Origin of the sequence: Mucilaginibacter sp., assembly GCF_028288185.1 — a bacterium.
GTDB lineage: Bacteria > Bacteroidota > Bacteroidia > Sphingobacteriales > Sphingobacteriaceae > Mucilaginibacter.
The window spans coordinates 150,450-172,537 of the sequence record NZ_JAQBOF010000004.1; the positions used below are offsets into that span (position 1 = coordinate 150,450).

22 protein-coding genes are annotated in these 22,088 nt (G+C 35.8%); 10 read left to right on the top strand and 12 right to left on the bottom strand.

Going from position 1 to position 22,088, the window contains the following annotated elements; genetic code table 11:
- Position 1: 1 nt before the first annotated feature.
- The 11 genes from JWQ34_RS01570 to JWQ34_RS01620 all read right to left on the bottom strand — a co-directional run bounded on the left by JWQ34_RS01570 (position 2) and on the right by JWQ34_RS01620 (position 10,096).
- Positions 2–3,778: a hypothetical protein gene (locus JWQ34_RS01570; protein WP_299352920.1), complete on the bottom strand. Its 3,777-nt coding sequence runs from the start codon at positions 3,776–3,778 to the stop codon at positions 2–4.
- 5 nt (positions 3,779–3,783) lie between these two features.
- Positions 3,784–3,930 (bottom strand): hypothetical protein, encoded by a 147-nt coding sequence (locus JWQ34_RS01575; protein WP_299352923.1) that lies wholly within the window; start codon positions 3,928–3,930, stop codon positions 3,784–3,786.
- Positions 3,917–4,852, bottom strand: coding sequence for a hypothetical protein (locus JWQ34_RS01580; protein ID WP_299352926.1), 936 nt, complete (start codon positions 4,850–4,852; stop codon positions 3,917–3,919). The genes JWQ34_RS01575 and JWQ34_RS01580 overlap by 14 nt, the downstream gene beginning before the upstream one ends.
- A 100-nt stretch (positions 4,853–4,952) precedes the next feature.
- Positions 4,953–5,678, bottom strand: a complete 726-nt coding sequence (locus JWQ34_RS01585) for a tail fiber protein (protein ID WP_299352929.1) — start codon at positions 5,676–5,678, stop codon at positions 4,953–4,955.
- Positions 5,679–5,834: 156 nt separating this feature from the next.
- Positions 5,835–5,972, bottom strand: a complete 138-nt coding sequence (locus JWQ34_RS01590) for a hypothetical protein (RefSeq protein ID WP_299352932.1) — start codon at positions 5,970–5,972, stop codon at positions 5,835–5,837.
- A gap of 4 nt (positions 5,973–5,976) precedes the next feature.
- A complete protein-coding gene (locus tag JWQ34_RS01595) occupies positions 5,977–6,987 on the bottom strand; it encodes a hypothetical protein (protein ID WP_299352935.1) in 1,011 nt (336 codons plus the stop codon).
- A 110-nt stretch (positions 6,988–7,097) separates the two neighbouring features.
- A complete protein-coding gene (locus JWQ34_RS01600; RefSeq protein ID WP_299352938.1) occupies positions 7,098–7,448 on the bottom strand; it encodes a hypothetical protein in 351 nt (116 codons plus the stop codon).
- A 254-nt stretch (positions 7,449–7,702) separates the two neighbouring features.
- On the bottom strand, positions 7,703–8,083 hold the full coding sequence (locus JWQ34_RS01605; protein ID WP_299352941.1) for a hypothetical protein: 381 nt from the start codon (positions 8,081–8,083) through the stop codon (positions 7,703–7,705).
- 168 nt (positions 8,084–8,251) lie between these two features.
- The gene (locus JWQ34_RS01610) at positions 8,252–8,776 is read right to left on the bottom strand and encodes a hypothetical protein (RefSeq protein WP_299352944.1); all 525 of its coding nucleotides are present in this window, start codon (positions 8,774–8,776) and stop codon (positions 8,252–8,254) included.
- Between the two features lie 89 nt (positions 8,777–8,865).
- Positions 8,866–9,183 (bottom strand): hypothetical protein, encoded by a 318-nt coding sequence (locus JWQ34_RS01615; RefSeq protein ID WP_299352947.1) that lies wholly within the window; start codon positions 9,181–9,183, stop codon positions 8,866–8,868.
- 7 nt (positions 9,184–9,190) lie between these two features.
- The gene (locus JWQ34_RS01620) at positions 9,191–10,096 is read right to left on the bottom strand and encodes a hypothetical protein (protein WP_299352950.1); all 906 of its coding nucleotides are present in this window, start codon (positions 10,094–10,096) and stop codon (positions 9,191–9,193) included.
- A gap of 525 nt (positions 10,097–10,621) precedes the next feature.
- Here JWQ34_RS01620 and JWQ34_RS01625 point away from each other — a divergent pair.
- The 7 genes from JWQ34_RS01625 (at position 10,622) to JWQ34_RS01655 (ending at position 17,629) form a co-directional block, all read left to right on the top strand.
- Complete coding sequence (locus JWQ34_RS01625; protein ID WP_299352953.1) at positions 10,622–11,197, top strand: GNAT family N-acetyltransferase; 576 nt, start codon at positions 10,622–10,624, stop codon at positions 11,195–11,197.
- 386 nt (positions 11,198–11,583) lie between these two features.
- Complete coding sequence (locus tag JWQ34_RS01630; RefSeq protein ID WP_299352956.1) at positions 11,584–11,961, top strand: hypothetical protein; 378 nt, start codon at positions 11,584–11,586, stop codon at positions 11,959–11,961.
- A 107-nt stretch (positions 11,962–12,068) separates the two neighbouring features.
- Complete coding sequence (locus tag JWQ34_RS01635; protein ID WP_299352959.1) at positions 12,069–12,314, top strand: hypothetical protein; 246 nt, start codon at positions 12,069–12,071, stop codon at positions 12,312–12,314.
- A gap of 211 nt (positions 12,315–12,525) precedes the next feature.
- Entirely contained in the window at positions 12,526–13,524 is a 999-nt protein-coding gene (locus JWQ34_RS01640; protein WP_299352961.1) for a hypothetical protein, read from the top strand.
- A 1-nt stretch (position 13,525) separates the two neighbouring features.
- A complete protein-coding gene (locus JWQ34_RS01645; RefSeq protein ID WP_299352963.1) occupies positions 13,526–13,981 on the top strand; it encodes a hypothetical protein in 456 nt (151 codons plus the stop codon).
- Positions 13,971–17,210, top strand: coding sequence for a hypothetical protein (locus JWQ34_RS01650; protein ID WP_299352966.1), 3,240 nt, complete (start codon positions 13,971–13,973; stop codon positions 17,208–17,210). Before JWQ34_RS01645 ends, JWQ34_RS01650 begins: the two co-directional genes overlap by 11 nt.
- Complete coding sequence (locus JWQ34_RS01655; protein WP_299352969.1) at positions 17,207–17,629, top strand: hypothetical protein; 423 nt, start codon at positions 17,207–17,209, stop codon at positions 17,627–17,629. The genes JWQ34_RS01650 and JWQ34_RS01655 overlap by 4 nt, the downstream gene beginning before the upstream one ends.
- 102 nt (positions 17,630–17,731) lie before the next feature.
- Here JWQ34_RS01655 and JWQ34_RS01660 read toward each other — a convergent pair whose 3' ends face one another.
- Positions 17,732–19,435: a hypothetical protein gene (locus JWQ34_RS01660; protein ID WP_299352972.1), complete on the bottom strand. Its 1,704-nt coding sequence runs from the start codon at positions 19,433–19,435 to the stop codon at positions 17,732–17,734.
- Between the two features lie 302 nt (positions 19,436–19,737).
- Between JWQ34_RS01660 and JWQ34_RS01665 the strand changes: the two genes are divergently transcribed.
- The 3 genes from JWQ34_RS01665 (at position 19,738) to JWQ34_RS01675 (ending at position 21,744) form a co-directional block, all read left to right on the top strand.
- Complete coding sequence (locus JWQ34_RS01665; protein WP_299352975.1) at positions 19,738–20,364, top strand: recombinase family protein; 627 nt, start codon at positions 19,738–19,740, stop codon at positions 20,362–20,364.
- A 283-nt stretch (positions 20,365–20,647) separates the two neighbouring features.
- A complete protein-coding gene (locus JWQ34_RS01670; protein ID WP_299352978.1) occupies positions 20,648–21,058 on the top strand; it encodes a hypothetical protein in 411 nt (136 codons plus the stop codon).
- 26 nt (positions 21,059–21,084) lie between these two features.
- The gene (locus JWQ34_RS01675; protein ID WP_299352981.1) at positions 21,085–21,744 is read left to right on the top strand and encodes a hypothetical protein; all 660 of its coding nucleotides are present in this window, start codon (positions 21,085–21,087) and stop codon (positions 21,742–21,744) included.
- Positions 21,745–22,088 lie beyond the last annotated feature (344 nt).

The following is a 22,088-nucleotide window of genomic DNA, read 5'->3' on the forward strand; positions in this document are numbered from 1 at the left end:
CTTAATTATCAGTGCCTAAAATGTATTTATATGCTTTTACCAGGTTGCCTTTATGATCACGTATTTGCTTTAAGCGTTGAGCATCATCATATTCATAATATTGCGCCCGTCCGTTGGCATCTATGGTACAGGTTAATCCAATTAAAGGATCATATAAATAAGTGGTCATTTGCGCGTCTTTAGGATGAAACCGAAGCTCATCTATATATCCCGTACCCGATACGGTTACCACGCCGGTTACCGCGCTGATTTCCTGTTCGGCTAATACCCAAGGACCGTGCGTAGTTTTTATTACAGCCGCGCCAACCGTACCACCTGTTATGGTTACCAACGCGCCGGATTTATACCAATAAGAAACAATATATGTACCGCTTGCCGTAGTGTTAACTTTGGTTATTGGGCCGGTACTTAAATCATACACCTTTTTACTAGATATGGTAGTACTATCTGCCAAAATTGTACCGCCATATAGCCAATTACAGGTATCCCGCGCTTCAAAGCTGGTATAGGCTACGTCCGCGCTGGTATAGTAATTGTAATCAACATTACCGGCATTGTTTACTTTAGCTATAGGTAGCTGATTTTTATAGCCCCATAAAATAACATTTGATTTGCCTGTAAGCTCTGTATATTGATGCACATGGCCTTTTGCATATAAATCATAGCTCATCTGCTGCCGGTAAACATTATTATCAATAGGGATACCCGTATAATGCCAGACGTCTATTGGCGGGAGTGTTAACGCGTTATCTGGCGGGGTTATTTTATAAACTTTTTCGGGCACCACTGCATTACCATCTTGTAACATAAAAGTATTAACAGTACCGCCAATTATTTTTTCGACTGCCGGGTTACCCGTTTTTAAGAATGTGATTTCTGATATGTGCTCTGATAAACCCATTTTGGTATCGTCCATAAAATTCAGTATTGCCGTAGCCGGATGATAAAATCTTGCTGTATAATCGTTTGGATAATTTATTCGGGTAAATAAAGTATCTGTAGGTGGTACATTAGTCCCTATATCGGCCCTTGGTGATTTAGCTATTTTTGTAGGCAGCATATGATTGGGATTTTCGTACCAATATCTAGTGTAGGTATCATTGATAGGTGTAAAGGCAATGCCAAACGTGGTAGTATTTTCTTTTATTTTTCTGATACAATAGGACATTTTATTAAGGTCAAGAGTCCGATAGATATATTTATTGGGATAGTCTTCTGTACCACTTTGTTCCATCATAAAGACCTTTGTTGTGTAATCCATTGTTCCGACACCAGCCGACGAGGGATTCTCGAATGTCAATTCGACAGCACCCGCCTGATAGGATTGTGTTGGGACGGGGGGGTTATTTAAAATTGGCATTCCTACATTCGTTGGATAAGCGCCTGATAAACTACCGGTTTGCGCGGCATACATACTCATTAAATGATATGTGCTGTTTTGTGGTGCCGGAAAAAATTGAAAATCGTATTTGGTTCTTTCGGCTATATAATATTTACCGTCATTGCTGTTATAAGCAAATTTATTTACTGCAAAAACGCCGGCACCGCTTTCTGTTGTAATACCTGCATTATTAGAAAAATAAGGGGCATAACCCAGAATGTCATAGGTCGCATCACCAGCCTCAGTATATGGATTATAAATTCCACTGTTCGGGAACACTAGTCCATTATATACACCCATTGTAAAAGGATCATACATAGGTAAATTGCTATAGTAGGTAGTCTGGCCGTGATTGTCGGTACCATCTTCGCTTTTAAGCGGGCTTTCGGTTACAGATTTATACATAACATAACTACCATTATACTGCATCAGGTTATTAATAGGATGCGAAAGCATCATTAAATTTTTAATAAAGTCATAATTATCGGGATTAGGATCATTTAAATAGTGATTGTTGTGAAAATAGGTTGAAACATTACCGACAATGGTATAAGGTATGGTTACCTGACCGATGTTATTGTTAAAATTAGTACTTGTGGTACTGCTACTAGGGTTATCATCGGGCACGGCGGTGCCGTATTGATATACTTTTTTAATACTGGATTCAGTGTTAGACAATCCATAATAATTTCCCGAATGCAGGGTTCTTTTAGTTATAGATTGTATTCTTATACCTCCACCGTATCCATTTAAATTTTGGGTGCCGTAAGTATTTAAAACTCCCGGTGTACCTACATATTTTACATACTGGTAGTAATGAGATTCGAAGTTATATTCATAAATTGCACCCAATGGCGTGGCTATATTTGCCAGGGTGCCCATAATAGCAGAGCCAAAAGCTGGTTCTCTGTTGGCAAAATTTATCCTGAAAGAAAGGGGCGCATTATTAAATGCGCCATTAAACGTATCCGTTCCATAATACTCTCTATTTTCTTGACGTGTATATTGAATATAACTACCGTTTATAGGATAATGCCTCAATTGATTTAATGCCATACTTGTTGTAGGGCCTTCCAATAATGTTTTGTTTGTAGTTGCACCGTTATAGAATCCCCATCTATCCTGTGCTTTAGAATTTGAATCAGGCACCACCGGCAAAAAATCATTGTAGCCAAAATTCCAACAGTTTTGATAACTACCTTTACTATCATATATATCTATTTTGTATAAATAGTGCCCATATGCGTGATTTGCCCAATACTCAAATCGATATTTTTTAAGCAATGAAAGTGTATTGTTGCTTTCTTTTTTAAAAATGCTGATATACTGCAGGACATCCCGCCCAAGTATATCAGTCGGCAAATAATCAAATACTACCATACCTGTCGAAAAATCAATGGTATCCAATACCGTATGAGCAATGTATTCGGTAACGCTTTTTGATACTATCGGTTCAGACATGGTATAATAGTGACTATTTGCGTCAGCAGCATCCACACCCCCGCCATAAATATCGCTGCGCGGCTTCACATCTCTATATAAAGGCAAAGTTTCACTAACATTTGTACGTCTTTTAGCAGTAAGCCTATCAATATAATAAGGACCATCTATATGCTTATATTTAAAATTAACGACATCCTTAAATCTTCTGGAGGTTATGCTTTTCAAGTCATAATCAAACCATTGTGCCGGATCATGATCTATTAAAAGATAGTCATAAGCAGGTACATTAGACGGCAGGGTTGAGTAATTAATTATTTTAGTTGTCTTTTTTGCATCGCCTGTAGTGAAATTATAGACTAATCCGTCTGTAGTGCTGATTGTACTATTAGCATGGTCTATCTTAATTAAGGGGTCATAAGGGAAGGTAAGCCCGTTAGCCATATAAGTACCGCCGCCATTTGGCAATATATACGTATAATTATCCCAGGCGTTGTCTTTTTTTCCGTCTATAATATCTTTTAATAGCGCTAAATGATAAGGATCACTAAGAGAGAACTGATCCGGAATATTATTAGAGGATATACCATTGTTAAGTGTTGATGAATAATCTGGTTTACCCTGAATGTTGGTAATGATTTTCCCGCCGGCATTTAACTCCCATCCCATACCGGCTACACCGGCCTCCTGCCCTACTTTTATTCCTAAAGCCGAATAGTTTAAACTTATCGGAACCGATATATCGTTCACTTTAATTTCATAAAGCGGTATATTAATTTTAAGTGTCCCGGTAGACTTGTCTACATCATCCAACGTAGCCCCGTTTAATAGATCCCCGGCTTTTGGAGCATTGCCAATATTTCCCATAGTACGTTTGTTGTAGGATACTTGCGCCCATGTTTGGAAACCTATCCCACATAGCAGGATAATGGAAAAAAAGTAAAATTTTACTTTCATAATGATTAATGGTTAGGATTTTGTTTTAATAATTTCATTTCTGTTTTAAGCGCGTTAATTTGCGCTTGCTGAGAGTTCTTTAAATCTTTTATTTCTTTATCTTTTTCAATGAGATATAAAGTCAACTCTTCTACCTTTTTAAGCAACTTCATATTCATCTCGCCGAGATTCAAGCCATTCTTTTTGTATTTCAGCGGCTGATGGTATTTCAGGTAAGTGATGGTTTGCATCCAAATAAGTTTTAAGTGCACTTAATTGAGGGAGTTGGTAAGCTGGCTCAAATACATAATCAGGAACTGGGATGCTAGTATCTACTTTTACTTCTTTTGAATGGATGGTGCCGTTTACCGTAAGTTTCTGATCTGGTGATGTTGTGCCAATGCCGACGAAGCCAGAATTGATTACTGTAATTCTCTTTTGGCCACCAGTGTATAAGTGTAAATTGTTCGGGGTATAAACTGTAAAGTCAGTATTACTGCCAGAACTCGCCCAGGCATCGGTACCTACTCCCCCAGCGAAATTACTGCCGTCATATACTCTGAACGCTCCGTTACCATTAACAGCAATGTTATCAATTGGGCCATTCACCTGTAATTTACCACCACTAGGAAGGCTTGTAGTACCAATACCAACATTGCCTTCTGCAGTAATTCTTACCCGTTCTATATTATTGTCCGTGTTGAAAGACATGCTTCCACCAGTAGTCCCTAATCCTCTGTAGAAATTTATGGAACTGTTAACATCACCATAAAAACTGTGCTCTATGGCAAAACTTTTTATATTCCGCCAGTCAGTCATACCATGACCAAGCTGGGTGGCATAACCCCGGATACCGAGAAATGTGCCACTACCTGTACCTGTTCCTTCAGGTAGTCTGCCTAATACTGTTCCAAGATCTCCATAATTAAGCAGTGTGGCAACATCTAAGGGGCAAGCAGGAATGGTAGTGGTACCTATCCCCACATAGCCTGAATTAAGATAGTAATGGCCTGTACCGCTTATATTGGTCCATTGCCCATAAGAAAAATGAACTATTGCAAATACTACAACGAGCGTTGTGTAGAGTTTTTTCATGATAAGGTTTTTAGACGATTGGGGTACTGGGTTAAAGATAGTTAGCAATAATCAAAAAGCCAAATAATATTACTTAAACGTATTAAATCTAAGATGATGATTACTTATTATCCGTTAGCTTTGCCAACGCTTTTTCTAAAACAGCTATGCGTTCGTCTTGTTGCTTACTCTTTTCTTGTTCTTGCTTTAGAAATTCAATTTGTTCTTGTTGGGATTGCAACCGAGCGTCTTTCTCTTTATCCTTGTTGTCTTTCTCTATAAGATACAAAGTCAACTCTTCCACCTTTTTCAACAGCTTCACATTCATTTCTCCTAAGTTAAGGCCTTCTTTTTCCATTTGTTTGGCTGATGGTATCTCTGGCAGGTGGTGGTTTTTATCTATATAGGCTTTTAACTCGGTTAAATTAGATAGTTTGTAATCCGGTTCAAATACATAATCAGGGCCGGGTACGTTTAAATCTACTTTCACTTCTTTACTATGTATTTTACCATTTACAGTTAATAGTTCATCGGGATCTTTTGTACCGATGCCAACATATCCTGCAAAATAATTATCAGATCCTCCGGTATAAAAAGCGGACCCTTCTATATTATCACCATTCGAGTTTACGTAGTTATCAATACTGGTTTTATACGTTCGGTCAGGGCCATTCGGTTCTTGATAAGGCAATGCTTGTTGTACACCATCATAAACTACTGGAGTTGGGTTAATCGCACTATTTATGTAATATGTATTATCTCCACCTTGCAGCCAAACAATCACGATCGCGGTACCGTTTGCACCGGTAGCATCTGCCCAGCCTGCAATAAAATATTTGCCGTACATCGGGTCAGATTGATGGATATTGGCATCAATAAATCTTGAGCCATGCCCATAATTGGTAGTATGTACTCTAAATTTGGCAATTAATGAACCGCGCCATGATGCATCTGTGTGTACACTAGATCGCCCAATTTCAAATTCTGTGGCCTTGTTACCTGGTCAGGAAACGTCATTAAAAAGAACCGGGTAATATTTTCCTAAATCGCCATGTACAATAAAACTTCCTGAATATTGCGCAAAAGTTTTGTTTGTAAATGCAATTAAAAGCAGGAATAAAAGCAGGATTTGTTTTTTCATATGTTTAATGTTTATTTTTTTCTTTTAATTGTGCCTCCAGTTTTTCTAAACGCTTGTTTTGCTCTATTAAGTAAAGAGTCAACTCCTCAATCTTCTTAGTCTGCAGCTTTACCATCTCGCCAAGGTTAACACCATTCTTAATAACCTCAGCTTCTGATGGCATATCGGGCAGGTGCTGGTTTTGATCAATATAAGTTTTGACTTCGTTAAGCGGAGTTAACTTATACTTTGGTTTAAATACGAAGTCAGGCCAGCTACCATGTAACATGACCGTAACCGATTCGGCTATGGCACTTCCTGCAACTGCCAGTTTGTAGCCTCGTGGGTCGGTTGTACCTATAGCTATTGCACCGGTATTGGTTATACGCACGCGTTCCACACCACCAGTCCCAAGCGTTATGTTTCTGTCCATATCAGGTATAGTAGAATAACCCGATAAATCAATAAATGATTTGACAAATGAATTAGTTCCACCACCTGCCGAAAGTCTTAATAAACCATCATCATAAGCTAAACCTGCCCCACTATAACCGGCGATTTCACCTACAATTCGTGTCGATCCAACAACAGGTCTAGACATTGTGTTTACATTAGATCCAGGAAGTAATATTGCTCCATTTACATCAAGCTTTCCGTTGGGAATAGTTGTTCCAATACCTACATTACCATTGTCAAGAATAGTCATAACAGGACTTGAAAATGATGAACCACCTATCGTAGTTGACGGCGTAAAATTAAGACCGCTTGGGCCAATATTTGCCACTCCAATTTGCCAGTTTTTAAATGATGCAGCCCAGCCAAATAAGTTTAGCACTGCTCCGGAATTGCCAAGTCCGCCGCTAATACCATCGATGGCTAATGATGCATTTGATCTATTTATATGTAGATTATATCCCGGACTAATTGTTCCAATACCAACATTTCCGCTTATAGGCCAGGGATTGCTGTTATTTTGCGCATATGAAAACTGTGTTATTGTAAATACTGCAACGAGCGTTGTGTAGAGTTTTTTCATGATAAGGTTTTTAAACGATTGGGGTACTGGCTTAAAGATAGTTAACAATAATCAAAAAGCCAAATAAATATTACTTCGAATCATTAAACGTATTAAATCTAATAGGATGATTACTTATTATCCGTTAACTTTGACAGGGCCTTCTCTAAAGCGGCTATACGTGCCTCTTGTTGCTTACCCTTTTCTTGTTGTTGCTTTAGAAATTCAATTTGTTCTTGTTGGAATTGCAACCGAACGTCCTTCTCCTTATCCTTGTTGTCTTTCTCTATAAGATATAAAGTCAGCTCCTCAACTTTCTTAAGCAATTTAGTATTCATATCACCTAAGTTGATCCCATCTTTAGCCATTTGTGCGGCGGATGGTATTTCGGGTAGATGATGATTCTTAGTTACATAATCTTTGACCGCTACCAAGGTTGGTAGCTTATAGTCGCCATTGAAAATAATCAGGACCAGGGACATTTAGATCTACTTTAACCTCCTGAGTATGGATGGTATCTTTTACTGCGAGTTTTGCGTCTGGCGTTGTTGTACCAATATCGACATTACCGTTTCCTAACATAGTCATAAGATTGGGAAATGAAAGACCGTCGTATGTATCATTAAAGCTAAATCCTTTTGTCCCGCCGCCCCCCCATAACTATTGATAAAGTTGGCTTCGGCACCGCCGCCAGATTGATTCCATCCCATATATAATCCTTGTCCGCCAGTATAATTTACTGCATAGCCCCCAGAAATATGAAAAGCACATTAGTAACATCAAGCCCTGAGATAGGACTTGTTGTGCCAATTCCAACATTACCCGAAGTGTTGATTGTAAACCAAGGTTTAGAACCTGTTACATCATAAATCATAAACTTCTTATCATCTACAGCGTCAACGTCAACCGCCAGGCCCCAAGTCTGGTTACTATTTCTATTGGTTAATTTTAATGCCGTAGCACCAGTTGTTGATGCATCTTCAACTAAATGTAACTTGGCTCCGGGATTTGTGGTTCCGATTCCTATACTACCACTGGTAGACCAAGATGTGTTTTGTCCATATGAAAACTGAGTTACTGCAAATATTGCAACGAGAGTTGTGTAGAGTTTTTTCATGATAAGGAAAGGTTATTAGATTGACTAATAAATTATGAAGCAAATTATATATTTCTTATTAATTAATAGGCCAATATTAATTGTTGATCTTTTTAGCTAACTGGTTAATTTGTTGTTGTAAGGATTGATTTATCTTTTGTTGCTCAGTTAACTGACTGCTTTGATTTGTCAACTTTTGTTTTGTTCGGCTAATTGTTTCTGTTGAGATTGAAGCTTCGCATCCTTTTCTTTATCCTGATTGTCTTTATCAATCAGATATAAAGTAAGCTCCTCTACTTTCTGCAATAATTTGGTATTAAGTTCACCAACTGCCACTCCATACTGCTTCATTACATCCGCTGTAGGTATGTCTATTAAGTGATGGTTTTTGTTAATGTAAGCTTCTACCTCTTCCAGTTTAGGTAACTTATAGTTCTTTTCAAACACAAAGTCAGCCCCTGTTGTATTGACCACTATCTCGTTGGCTCGAGCGCTGCCGTTAACGTCTAATTTGTAGTTGGTATTTGCTTGCGATGTTTTGCCAATTAAGACATTACCACTTGGGTTAATAGCCATGCCCACGCCGGATGTACCACCTCCAGGATAAAAATAAAGTCCTACACTATTATTTGCCGAAATAGTTGGAGTGCCAGCTCCGTAGGTGCCTCCCCATGTAAGATTATCGTTACTGGGTATATTAATGCTACCATTCACATCTAATTTAACTACTGGATTTGTTGTACCAATACCCACATTGCCACTAGCATAAATGTTTTGGGCACTAAAATTCGTAGTACTATTATTTAAATTACTGCTATTCCATATCTCGTACCACGAATTCCATGTCCCAGCATCTCCATTTCGCGTTCTAAATGATAAATGATTTCCGCCATGAGGTCATAATCTGTACTTATCTGACAGTCATAATTATTTCCAAAACCACCAAAACTCATAAAGGCTCCACTCCAGGGGCTACCAGATGTTGCATAAGCGAATGTATATCCTCCTATCAAACTATTAGCGGTACCGGAGCTGCTAATAGAATAGGTTGGGTTAAATGTTTGTGCATAAGAACAATAGCTTGACAAAGCTATTGCTAATGATAAGAGTGTCTTTTTCATTGTAAGGTTAATTTTTGGTTAATGCTTTAGTGATGATGGCTAGTTGCTCTTTGAGTTGATCGATCTGCTTTTGTTGGGATTGTAATTGAGCATCTTTCTCTATAAGATACAATGTCAACTCCTCTACTTTCTTGGTAAGCAATATATTCATCTCTCCTAAGTTGATGCCATTCTGTTTTACTTCTTGTTCTGATGGCATTTCAGGTAGATGCTGGTTCCTGTCTATGTACACCTTAACTTCTAAAATGGAAAGAAGCTTATACTTTGGTTTAAATACGTAGTCTGGCCAACCAATTAAATCTACTTTTACTTCTTTGGTGTGGATGGTGCCATTTACTGCAAGTTTAGCATCAGGCGTTATCGTACCAATTCCAACGTTGCCCGCAGTAAATACCGTATTATATCCACTTCGTGGCGTAATATCCAAGTTTCCAGTAGCATTGTCATATAATAGGCTTGCCTGATAATCTGCCTGACCTATGTATATTCCTCCTGCACCCCCAATCTGATTGGCTGCAAATATACTTCCTGCAACATCCAGTTTAGCTCCTGGGCTTGTGGTACCAATACCAACATAGCCATTACTAAATGCAAGAACATTGTTATCGGTATATCCTACCTTCTGAACAAAACGGTATTCAATAGCCGAGCCCGTATGATACATGTCAAGTCTTAAATTCCAGGTACCGGGAGTTCCAGCCCATTCCCATTGCTGCATTGAAACTGTTTGTCCTGTAGAAATGGGTTGTTGTATTTCAAGCGGCGAGGTGGGGCTGGTAGTACTGGGCGTTCCAATCCCCACATTACCTGAATTAAGATAGTAATTGCCCGTTCCACTTACATTAGTCCATTGAGCATGAGCGATTTGTGTTATTGCAATAACTGCAACGAGAATTATATAGATTTTTTTCATGATAAGGTGGTATGTATTTATCAGCCTGCCTGATAAACTTGTACTAAAATAAATATTTCTTATTACTTTATATCAAATCTCGAAAAAGCTTTTGATTTAGCTATACCCTTTTAAGTGTTATAAGGTTCTATTCCGGTGAGGACTAATTAAAAACGCATTCGATTTAATTAGAGACAAGGATTTGTCACCTGATTAGGTAAACGGGGGATGAAATAGGGGATATATTTCTTCAAAACAATGAGCAAAAGTCCTTAAAGCTATTTATAGTAAGTAGATTTTGAGTTTATTAATAATAACGTTAGTATTGGTCCTTTACGTTATATATTTCCAATCCAATATGGGTGGCTCAGTTACAATATCATTTGAACCGAAGATTGATCAACTTAATCAAATTAAGGAATGGCTTTTAATCGGAGCCAAAGAAAAAAGGCACGCCGGGCTTTACAGTAATTGGGATAATGTGGAGGATTCATTTGGTCGAAATGAAATTGCAATAATATTATTATCAGAAATCCCATTGGTTTTTTGACGTGGTTAGGTGCTTCAAAGGTGGTTAAAATTCAATTAGCGGAAATTAGACCTGACTATAGAAGACTAGGCTTTGGTCGAAAATTGATAGAAGCAGTCCTTGTTAAATTAAAAGCGCTTGGCGCCATGGTGGTCTATCTCCAATGTCGACCTACAACTTCGGAGAAAGTATGGAAAAAGATTGGCTTTAGTAGGTATCCAAATATGCCTTATTTTGATAATTTTAATGATAGTGAAAAAGGCCGTCAGCTTTACAGAGTTTTAGTGCCATTTGCTAACCCATTAAAATCAAGTAAGGCCAAGGAGAAAATTAGCATTTGGTGCGTTGAACGCTATCAGGCAGATCGCCTTTCTCCAAAATGGATATGGCCACTAGTATTTCAACAAAATACCCGCAAATTGCTTAAACCAATTATTGCCCCTGTTAATCACAAATGGGACATAAACTGGATCGTTCATGATGAAGTAATAAAAAGCAGTGAAATTAAATACTTTGCAAAAGGGAATAGAGATTTTACTGGATTCCTTATTATCGAAGATATGCCATCAATTAACGTTGTTTCAATTAGGTGAAGTCAAAACTATATCCCCTATTTTATCCCCTCCTTATTGATGTGTATCAAAGGGGCTTAAAGCTGTAAGAAATTGGGTCAAATTTTAAATAACCAATTCCTTCCAAATCGCTCCAAATCACGTCAAAACTATATCCCCTATTCTATCCCCCTTGACGCAAAAAACGCCCTTTTCCTGTATGAAAAGAGCGTTAGGAGTGGTCTCAACGCCCCCATTATCGAACCTTTTTATAGAGGATTTTTTGAAGATAGTTGACTTTATCAATTCGAGTCCTTCTATCAAGGATGTCGTTACGCTTAGTTAGCATCTAAAGTATTACAAACTATAGTGTATATACATAATAAGAATCTAACCAATCATAAACCTTAAAGTTACTTTAATAACGGATGACAGAAGTAAGCACGCAAAAGCTAACAGGACAAGTTATAGGCGGCAAGAAAGAAGGGGGGGGAATGGATAAAGTAAAGGTATATAAGGACCATAATAGCGCAAGGCAGATCATAAACGCCACGCTAAGCCTTGATCTTAGTTACATACAAAAGCATGCACCAATTAAGAAAAAGCCATATGCAACACATGGAGTACTTATTACCGACACCGGAACGCGAATATCATACGAATCAAATTATGGCAACGAAGAACACTATAGTTTGGAAATCAATTATAGTGTAAGCTATGAGAGAAGCTATCAATTAACTGTAGGATTATTAGAAGTAAGCAGCAACTTAGGAAAAGGGTGTTTGCTGTACTTATCTGCCCCGTGACGGGCCGCACATGCCGGAAGTTATATAAGTTGCCTTTTTCAGACAAATGGGCCTCACGGCACGCTTTTCAGGGTCAGTTGTACTATCAAAATCAAACTTGTTCGCATTTGCAAAAGTATACCGAAAGATATTTTAATGTTAAGGCTAAATATAAAAAGCTTCAAAAGTTAAGACCTACTAAATTATATAATGGAAAGGAAACCAAACGCTATATTAAAAGCTTAGACTTATTGGTGAGTAAAGAAAAAGCTTATAAAGCACTCTGGTCACAAGATGCAACACCCGTTGCCGTTCAGAAGTTGATGCCCAAAGAACTTATTGAGGGAATAATGTATTCGGGACTTTTTCAATAGAAAACTACCCGAACGATACCGGTATGCGATACTTTTTGTTTAGTATAGAAAGCAGTCTCAAATTAATAATCCTTAGAAATTTAGGCTGTAATTATAATTTAGGCGGCTTGACTATATAAACTTAATTGGTTTCATAATATGGTTTTATTACTGTCTATTATTATTTCCTAATTGTTTAACTTAGATATTTAATTCTGCGCCCAAACCAATTATGACAAAAAACGTAGGCCTCGACTATGGCTTAAAGCCTATTATGGCACTTATTTCAAATATTGAATTTCCTGATTTATTTAAGAAAGCAAATTGCACTGGGCTCATTTATGGGTTTTGTCCAAATACAAGTGGCGAAGAAATACCACATGAGTTATCTTTTATGATGGAAAATGAGAACTATGCAGAACAGTTTTTAGATGTCCTCATTCAATGGAAGGATAGTTCTGGTGGCGATAGTAATGCAGTAGAATTGGAATTTGTTGAATTGAAAAATGGGGATTATACTTTAGTAATAAGTCCAGATAATCACCTATTGATGAAACGTTTAGTACCCGAACATTTAGATGATAGAATCAATCCAAGATTAATCACAATGTCGCAGGGTAAAGGTGGAATGCGAATCGGTAAAAATTATCTTACGTTTCGTGATAAGTATATAAAAGATCGTCGAATAGTTGTTAGGTATACACTATTTAAAGATGGCCAGTATATCAAGCAAAGTTCAAAATACTTCGTAAAGACGGAGTTTCAGTTTTATACAGAAGATAACGTGCCGAATGACTCAAATGCAGTCTTAGCAATTGGTAATAAACCTGGGTTTAAACTACCTAAGCCACCCAAAATTGAGATTAACAATGAAAACCTCTTAACAAGACGACATTCAGAATTGAAGTATTTTTTTCCAATTACACACGACAAAATTGTAAATGAGAAATGGTTAGAGAATATTATCACTACCATAAATAAAAATTACACAAGCGATCAAATAATTCAAGCTATTTGCAATCTTGTTTTATTTGAAAGACTACAACGGCAAAAACCAATGGTAATAGATTTAAAATCGCCCGGTTATGATTTATCTATCCTTGAATATTTAATAGCTAATTTTGAGTCATTCGATTCTTATTTTCCAGAAGATAATTTTTTTACGAAGCAAAAAATAGAAAACCAAATAAGATTGGATGCTAAATTTTTAAAAGAAAGAATTAATATATAATATGACAACAATAAGTTTATTAGCAGGTATATACACCTTTTTTCAGACGCATGAGGGCGATATTGCGAGTAAAATGATCGCAAGTGCAGGGTACGATATTTTAAAAAAGTCGCTTGATTTTAAATCCTTAAAGGACAAAATCGGCGGGTTCTTCAAAAAGAAAGAAGACCAAGACGAATTTATAAAGCAATTATGCGATGTGAAGATTGATAATGAAACTAACACCGAACAATCTGTTAAATCAACGTATGAAAAAATTACTGGTGATACATTTCAACCGGAAATTATCAATCTGATAAAGGAGTGGATGAGTCAACATCATGGAGAAATTCAAAATTTAAACAATATCACTATATCTAACTCGACAGGATTCAATATCGGGGTACAAAGCGCACAAGGCAATATTGTAAACGTTCAGGGAGACTACAATATTAACCATAACAAGGATGAAGATTGAAAAGCAAGAAGCCAGCGGGGATATTATTAATGTATTAGGAAACCTACAAGTTAATGGTGGCACGTTAAATGTTGATTCTTTATATGTCAAAACAGGTATAGAGGATGCTCAATTTTTATCCGATGTAAATCAACAAAGTTTAAAAGCTCAAAACGCCATTTCATATCTTGATTTTGTAATCACTGAATTTCAAGATAAATCTTTGGTGGAGCGAGCTGTTGTTGCGGATATAGTTGAAAGGTTAAAATCCATGGATCAGCTTGCATTATATGGTATTCCGGGTTTGGGAAAAACTTGTGTTCTCTATCAATTATCGATCAAGTTTGAAAATGTAATTTATATTTCTTTAAGAAACAGATCATTATTGACGATCATTTCCCACCTTGCCAATAAAATAAATATAAAGAATGGTTTACCATTATTGAATGTTCATGATGTCGATGCTGGCTTAGAAATTTTGCAAAACTTACTGGCTTCCTCGGAAATGATTTTCATGTTGGATGATTGTGAAGCCAATTCCGAAGCAGTCTTACGCTTGTCGGCATTAAAAAAGATAAAAAATCGCTTTGTTTATGCCTCACGAAACAAATTAGATTTCTTAATTACAAGCTTGCTAACAATTCCCTTGGAGACCTTTTCAGTCCCAGAAGTTCGAGCATTTTTATCAAATTATAAGATAGATTTGAGCTTATTAGTATTTAATAGGCTGTATGAGGCATCGATGGGTAATTCGCTTTATCTCTTTTATTATAGTCAATATCAAATCACCCCCCTACCTGAAAGTATCAGCCAATATCATCAAGCTATCTGGGGTGGCCTAATTGCAAAGGAGCAAGAACTTTTAATATATATTGCTTTAGCAAGCAATCCTTTATCTATAACAACAATAAAAGAATTATTTGATATTGAGTATCTGACTGAAGCACAAAAATTTCTGTCTCGTCTTGCGCCATTAACTTTAAGCAAAGAGGGAAGATTTGATATTTTTCACCCCGCATTTAAGGAATTTATTTTAGAACAAGTTGAGCGAATAGGAGCTAAAGCAACGTATCAAAATAAATTAGGTAATTATTATCTTAAAAAAGAGGCATTTGTTCAAGCTGCTTATCTGCTAATTGACACAAATATTAAAGTGTTAGACAAAACCGGGTTTGATATTGTACATTATTTATTGGAGACAGGTGAACTGCAATTTGCTTGCCGTTTTATGGCAAAACTGTTAACCTTGAAAAGATCGACAGTAGAGAAAGGCTATTTACATTATCATTTATCGCTCACTTATAAAATGTTGAATGATAACAAACTCGCAACAGAACATCAGGAAATATCATTAGAACTATTTTCAAAGGTTCGAAGTAAACGTTGGTATTATGCAGCATTAATGGCCAAGGCGATGAACCTGGTTGAAGATGACGATCACATCGCTGGTTTGCAGATAGCTGACGAGGTATTAGCTAAAGTTAGAAAATTTGAGACTGAATTTGAAGGGCAATTGTTGGTAAATTTTTCAAAGATTTATGTAGACCTTCATGAATATGACAAGGCGGCGAAATCTGCAAAATTAGCTTATGACACTTTTGAAAAAAGCCGCAATAAATATGGAATGATTTCAAGTCTTGCAAATTTAGCGTCGTCATTGGGTAAATTGAATGATTTTTCCAGCCTTTCGGAAAAGTATGCGATTAAACTATTAGAATATAGCGAGTCCGGTATTTCTTTTCATATTCAACTTATTGCGTTGAATATCCTCACCAGTTTAAACAGACAGAAAAACAACTTTACGGAAGCTAAATTATATGGAGAAAAGGCTGTTCGCCTCTGTCAACATTATAAACTTGAAAGCAAGGCGATTCTCAATCTGGTGAACTTTGGTAACATATTGAGAGATGAGGGAGATTTAGAAGGTGCCATAAAGGTTTACCATGAGGCATTATCTTCAACAGTACATTTAGGAGGAAAAAAAGACCAGTCGAGAATTTACTGGATACTTTCCGGCATTTACTCCGAACAAGGCAAATTGTCTGAAAGTATAACAAACATTGATGCGTCAATTACTACTTCTAAAGAGATCAACTATTTGTATGGCATTGCACATAGCCTTGAAGAAAAAGGAGGAATTTTGGAAGCATCAGGTGATAAACCAAACGCTGCTATAGCTTATGAGGAGAGTACCAAATACTTTAGTCAACTTGAAAATTTTAAGAGAGAAAGAAGCAAGACACTGTCTAAGGCAATTATGCTTTATCTTGAGGTTGAAAATGATGCCAAAGCAAATGAACTTTTGCTTACGACTGTCAATGACCCAGAATTTTACAGCCTTGTAGAATTGCACAAATTGGTTAGCTCGAGTAGCACTACATTAAACATTCATTTGTATTACTATGAATTAACCGGTGACTACTTACAGAAAGATTCGACTAATAATATGATTCAGGAATATCTTACCTATTTAGAGTATTGTTTAAAGTATCCTGAAAAAAACGCCGATCATTTTTTGAAATTGTTATTAAGGTTTTCTGAACAATTAAACATCAATCGATTTGCAAAGACGATTTTAGCAATATTGATAGAACAATCAAAAGATTTGATTTCACAAAAGGCCTTAATGCAGGTGATGATTAAAATTAATACCAATTATAGTGTTTTTTTTTCCCGACAGACAAATGATGAAACAATAATACTTGCGAGACTTAAACCGGGTATTAATATTGAAATTCATTCTTTCAAAGAAGATATTATCTGTAATAAACTTGCGCTAAACTTGGCGTTGTTTTTATTGGCTGCGCCTGAAATGATTGAAATTAATCGTTCAGTAAAAGAGAATCTATGTAAAGTAAGTATTTGGCTAAAATCGGAGGCTGAAAAAAATATACCGCAATTAAAATCAGGCAAAGTATTTAATAAGAACGTGCAGACGCTGCACATGGAGAAACGAGATTATACTGTTTCTGATTTTATTTTTGTTGGTGACGATTACGAACATTTTGCAGACCTGGTTATCGACCCCAACAATAAATGTAATATGTATTTCTTAAGCAGTACAATAAAAGGAATGATAGAACATTTGCACCACTTTAAAATTTCGAATGCTAAATACACAAAACCTATTACACGCAAATTAGCCTTCTTTTTCGGCTATACTCATATTGAGGAACTCAAAGCCCAAAAACTAAACTACTCAGTTGATTTAAAATTACTTGACGAACTGATTAAAAACCCTGTGGAATGACTGAATTAAATCAAATTTTCGAGCATGCGACAAAATTATTTTTTAATGCAGCTCGCAATAGCAGCGAAGCATCTGGCATAGGCATTTCATTTGCTAACAGCGAATATCCCAAAGAGGCTTATCAGCTTATAAAGGCTAATTTCCCGGACAAACTTTCGATAAATTTGATTGCATCTCCCTTTATTATTAAGATCATAGTAGAGGAAATAAATAGCAAAAAAGAAGTTTTTAGAGCCGTCTTAAACTATGATGAAACTGAATTAATTTACTACAAACAAAAATGCCCACCGGGAAGCTCAGGCTTTTTAGTTTTGGGTGCATTTCACAACTGCCAATTTTATATCATTAATCCCGAGCCTCTGCAAAGCGATTTTCAACCATTTCAAGTTAAAAGTTATCATTTATCAAATGATTGTTAAAAACCAAACGCCCAAATTATGGAAACCGCTTATTTACGCAATAGTGGCATATATTTTTATTGACACCAGAAATTAAATGATTTTTGTCCCAAATTTCAATATCTATTTGTTCGCAAATTTTCTAAAAGCAGTTATTGTTTGATATATTCCGTATCCAATTAAGATTCTGCTTAATAATAGTATTAAATTGGTTTCCCATTTATAAGAACTGTGTTCCGATACTTTAAATCCCGGGAAAGATGTAATAAATTCACTATAGCCATTGAGACCAGATTTAAAGGATTTGTATGTGTCGCTCAATGACCAGCTTAATCCCCAAACATAATTTGGATGTACCAATGTTTCTTGAAAAAAAATGAACATTAACCAAGATATTACTAAAGTAAAACATATACCTCTTGACCAACTTAGTCCATGATTATTTGAAATGTAATTTAGATAAAGCAAAAACTTATCCCACCCAATAGGAAGCTCTTTCCGTAAATAATGCATTTCTTTTGCTTTGAAAATAAGGGATGACGCTTTATTACCTTGTTTTTCCATTGCAAGTTTTAGTTGCCTATACGTTTCTCGATAGTAGGTATTATCATTGATTTTTTCATCAGGTTTAATTACGTAACCAAATATTGGATTTTTAGTACCAATCTGTATTCTCGGCGGTAAAACAGAATTTGAAAGCACAATATTGCTTACTTCGCTTTTGGCAATTACCAGCTCATCGAATTTTCTAAAATCAACGTTAACGAACTCTGTATTATTAATATTTGAATCAAAAATTATAAAGAAATGTTGGTTATGAATAAGCTTTAAGTCTGCAAATGTTAACTTATTTTGGTTATAAAAATCTTGGATTATAATGAAATTAGTCTCAATATTCTTAAAAATAATATTACCCAAATTTACTCCGCCTACATTTATACTTGCTGGTATAGATTCAAATAATATGTTTCCTTTATTTAAACCGCTAATATCGCAACTAAGCTCTCCAGCACGTGTTCTTGGTTCCGTACTTAAACTATGGCAATTGAATGTGCCTTGAAAATCATTATCTGATAGATACAAATGAGTGATGTTACCGTCAAAGGATATGCTGAAATTTTGTTTTGCATATACATGTGCTATTGTAAGTGACCTTGAAAGAAAATCTCTACCAATGACCACTTGTTCATTGAAGCTAACTTTATGTATATACGTTGTGCCTGTAACCTCCCCTTTTAATAAATCAACCCTATCATTGAATTCACTGGAAATCAAATACAATTCATTAATTTTTATATCTCCTTCACTAAACAGGAAACGTTGATTCATCTTTGTTTTTTCAACATGAATCGTATCATATGTGCCACCTGTTATAGTAATTGGACAATTGATTTCCTTACACGATAACTTTAAGGAAGTGAAATTGCCATTTTCAAAATTTATATAACTGTCTCTATTTGAATATGCGTTTATAAATCCAGCAAATTCCATTTTTGAATAAGTTCCCCCGCTAAAACTTATAAATGAAAATTTGCAATCAGAAAAGAAAAGCTCACCCTGTAATGTGCAATTATTGAACGCTATAAATTGTTCAAATGAACAATTTAGAAACGATAAATTTTTAAAGGTGCAGTTATTGAAAAAAATGTCGTTTTGGGCAACAGTATCAATAAAAGAATAGTCACTTTCAAATACACAATCTTCGAATATAATTGTGTGTGAAATAGGCTTACCTTTCCATTTGCCAAAATCTTTAATAATTTTTCCCTTAATATTAAATTCACTCTCAATTAAAAGAGAAAGAGTGGCAGAATTAGTCGTATCCATAATAATTTAGAATGTGATAATTTAAGGTTTTTAATAGTATAGCCCTTAGACTTCGACAGGAAATCGGTAATTATAAATATATAAAAAACTACTTGCCATACAGTAAAGAGCTTCGCATTAAATAATATGATAATTTTCAAGCGCAATTTATTATTAACTCAAATGGACCAATTCTCATAAGTTTAGAGTATGCTTTTTTTTGTGAGTGCAAATCGCTGATAATTAGCCGATTAAATTTGATTTATTTCACTATTTTTCATATATTTAAGGTAAAGCAGCCATTAGGCTAAAATTGTGAAAATATGAAAATCCTATACGTTAGAGTATCCGCTATTGATCAGAACACCGACCGCCAACGTGTGAATGAAAAAGAATATAATTATCTCATAGAAGATAAATGCTCTGGGGCTATTTCTTTCTTTGATAGACAAGGCGGCAAAGAAATACTTAAGCTCATAAGTAAAAAAGCAATAACCAGCCTTTCAGTAATTTCCATTGATCGATTAGGCCGGAATTTAAAAGATATATTAAATACCATTGAGTTCTTCAATAAGAAACTAATACCTATTCATTTTTTGTCACAAGGCTTAACCACGATTGATGGAGAAGGTAAAGAAAATCACATTTGCACTTTAATGATTGGAATTTTAGCTTCCGTTGCACAAATGGAAAGAGCCCAGATTAAAGAGCGGCAATTAGAAGGCATCAAAATAGCTAAAGCAAAAGGCAATGTGTTCATGGGGCGTAAACCTGGCTCAAATGAGGATACATTGTCTTTTTTGAATAAGACGAAAAATAAGCAAGCGCTTGATTATATTAAAAAAGGTTATCCTCTAAATGAGATTTCAAAAATAGTCGGCATACATGCCAATACATTAACCAAGATTAAAAGACTTGGTGTGCTGCAAGTAATCACCGGATTGCAGTAGACCATTGCAGCTTTCATGTATTTAGGTCATATATCACCACATTATTTATATTTGTCATAAAACAATAGCGAATGAAATAAAAGAGAGACAACAATATTTTTTATATAGAAACGATTTTTCGTTTACAATCAATTTCCCAACTCAAAAACTGGTAATTTTTAATATCAGGAAAAATGATTGTAAAGCCGGAGCCGTCATGGGCTTGGGTTTTACTTTCATTTTCCTGATGGGTGATACCAGTTACCTGAGTTGGGGGTGTTAGATAAAATTCCAAGCCCTACTTATGAAATTCCAAACCAAAACAACTCACAAATTAAGCTGCACTACATCATCTCCACTTATCTCTTCAGCCGTTGTCATATTTCTGTTTTTTGCAACATCTTGCGGACAGCAGAAAAAGGACAAAACACAGGACAGTCTTTTAAATAAATCAGATCAGGCAATTAGGTCCACAGATGGCAATAGTTATCTAAAATATTCAGAACGGCTAATTAATCAGCTCGACGACAAGAAAAAGGCCGCTCGACAAACTGCTTTAAATGAATTAAAATCTAACAGCACGTATATTGAGTTGGTCAATAACCAATCTGTAGATCAGCGGTACTTAAAAGCTTTGCAAGCAATAGGTGAGTGCATGATTAGTCTAAAAAAGATGACACGTTTAGTATCCCGGTATCAACAGAAGATGAACTGAAAAATATTCCGGGAGCTTTACAATTTGTGGTTCGCGTATTAAGCTTAGAGGCTTTGGGAGGCGTAACAAAAGATATTTTAGAGATATATTCCCGATACCTATCAAAGTATCCCGTTTCGGGTGACGAAGGTATGACCCTATATGCCCCAAACGCTAGAGAATCTATCATTTCCAACTACACTTTGACGCCCGCATTGGTGATTTTTCAACCTGGTAATAAAGTTTACTTAAACAATTATTACGAGGCAATTCAAAATCAATTAATTAACTGGAGTAGTGATAGTGGCCCCGATTACAAATACAATTACCTAAGAAACAAATTTGCATTCAATGACTACCTGAAAATCAATTACCCTGATAGCAAATACTTTTTTAATTATACACTTAGGACAACAGCCGAAAAACTATATACAGATTATGATGCAAACGAGGTATCGGCAGATGAGATATATAAGGGTAAAACTATTGCAGTTAGCGGAAAGATAACTAAGATAGCTAAGGACATTACTGATACGCCATACATTACTTTAGACGTAAGCGAATTTGGCGAGATCCAATGCAGATTTGAAGATACAAAGCATTTGAAGACATTATCAAAAGGAGATTATGTGACTGTTATTGGGAAATGCGCTGGTAAAATGTCTGTTGTGGTAATATTAAGCGATTGTGTATTGTTTGAGCATTAAAGAAATATTAAAGTTACTTTAATACGTTTTTAGTTAAAGTAACTTTAATCGTTTTGTTTCAAAATTTGTCTTATACATGCTTTCGGGCACCACGTAAATCAAGTCTTAGGACAAACCACGCTTTCGGGCACTAAGTAAAAATCAGGCTTCGGCAAACCACGCAATCAGGCCTTCGAGCAACCACAAAAAACTATTAGGTGTTGTAAAAACAATAGATTAAGTTAAAGCTGCAATCTATCTTTTTGGGCAACTTTTATTCGTAACATGCTCATTATTAGCTATATTAAGTACAGACAATAAATGAACATGTTACTTGCACGTTATTAATTATCCGATTAATAACA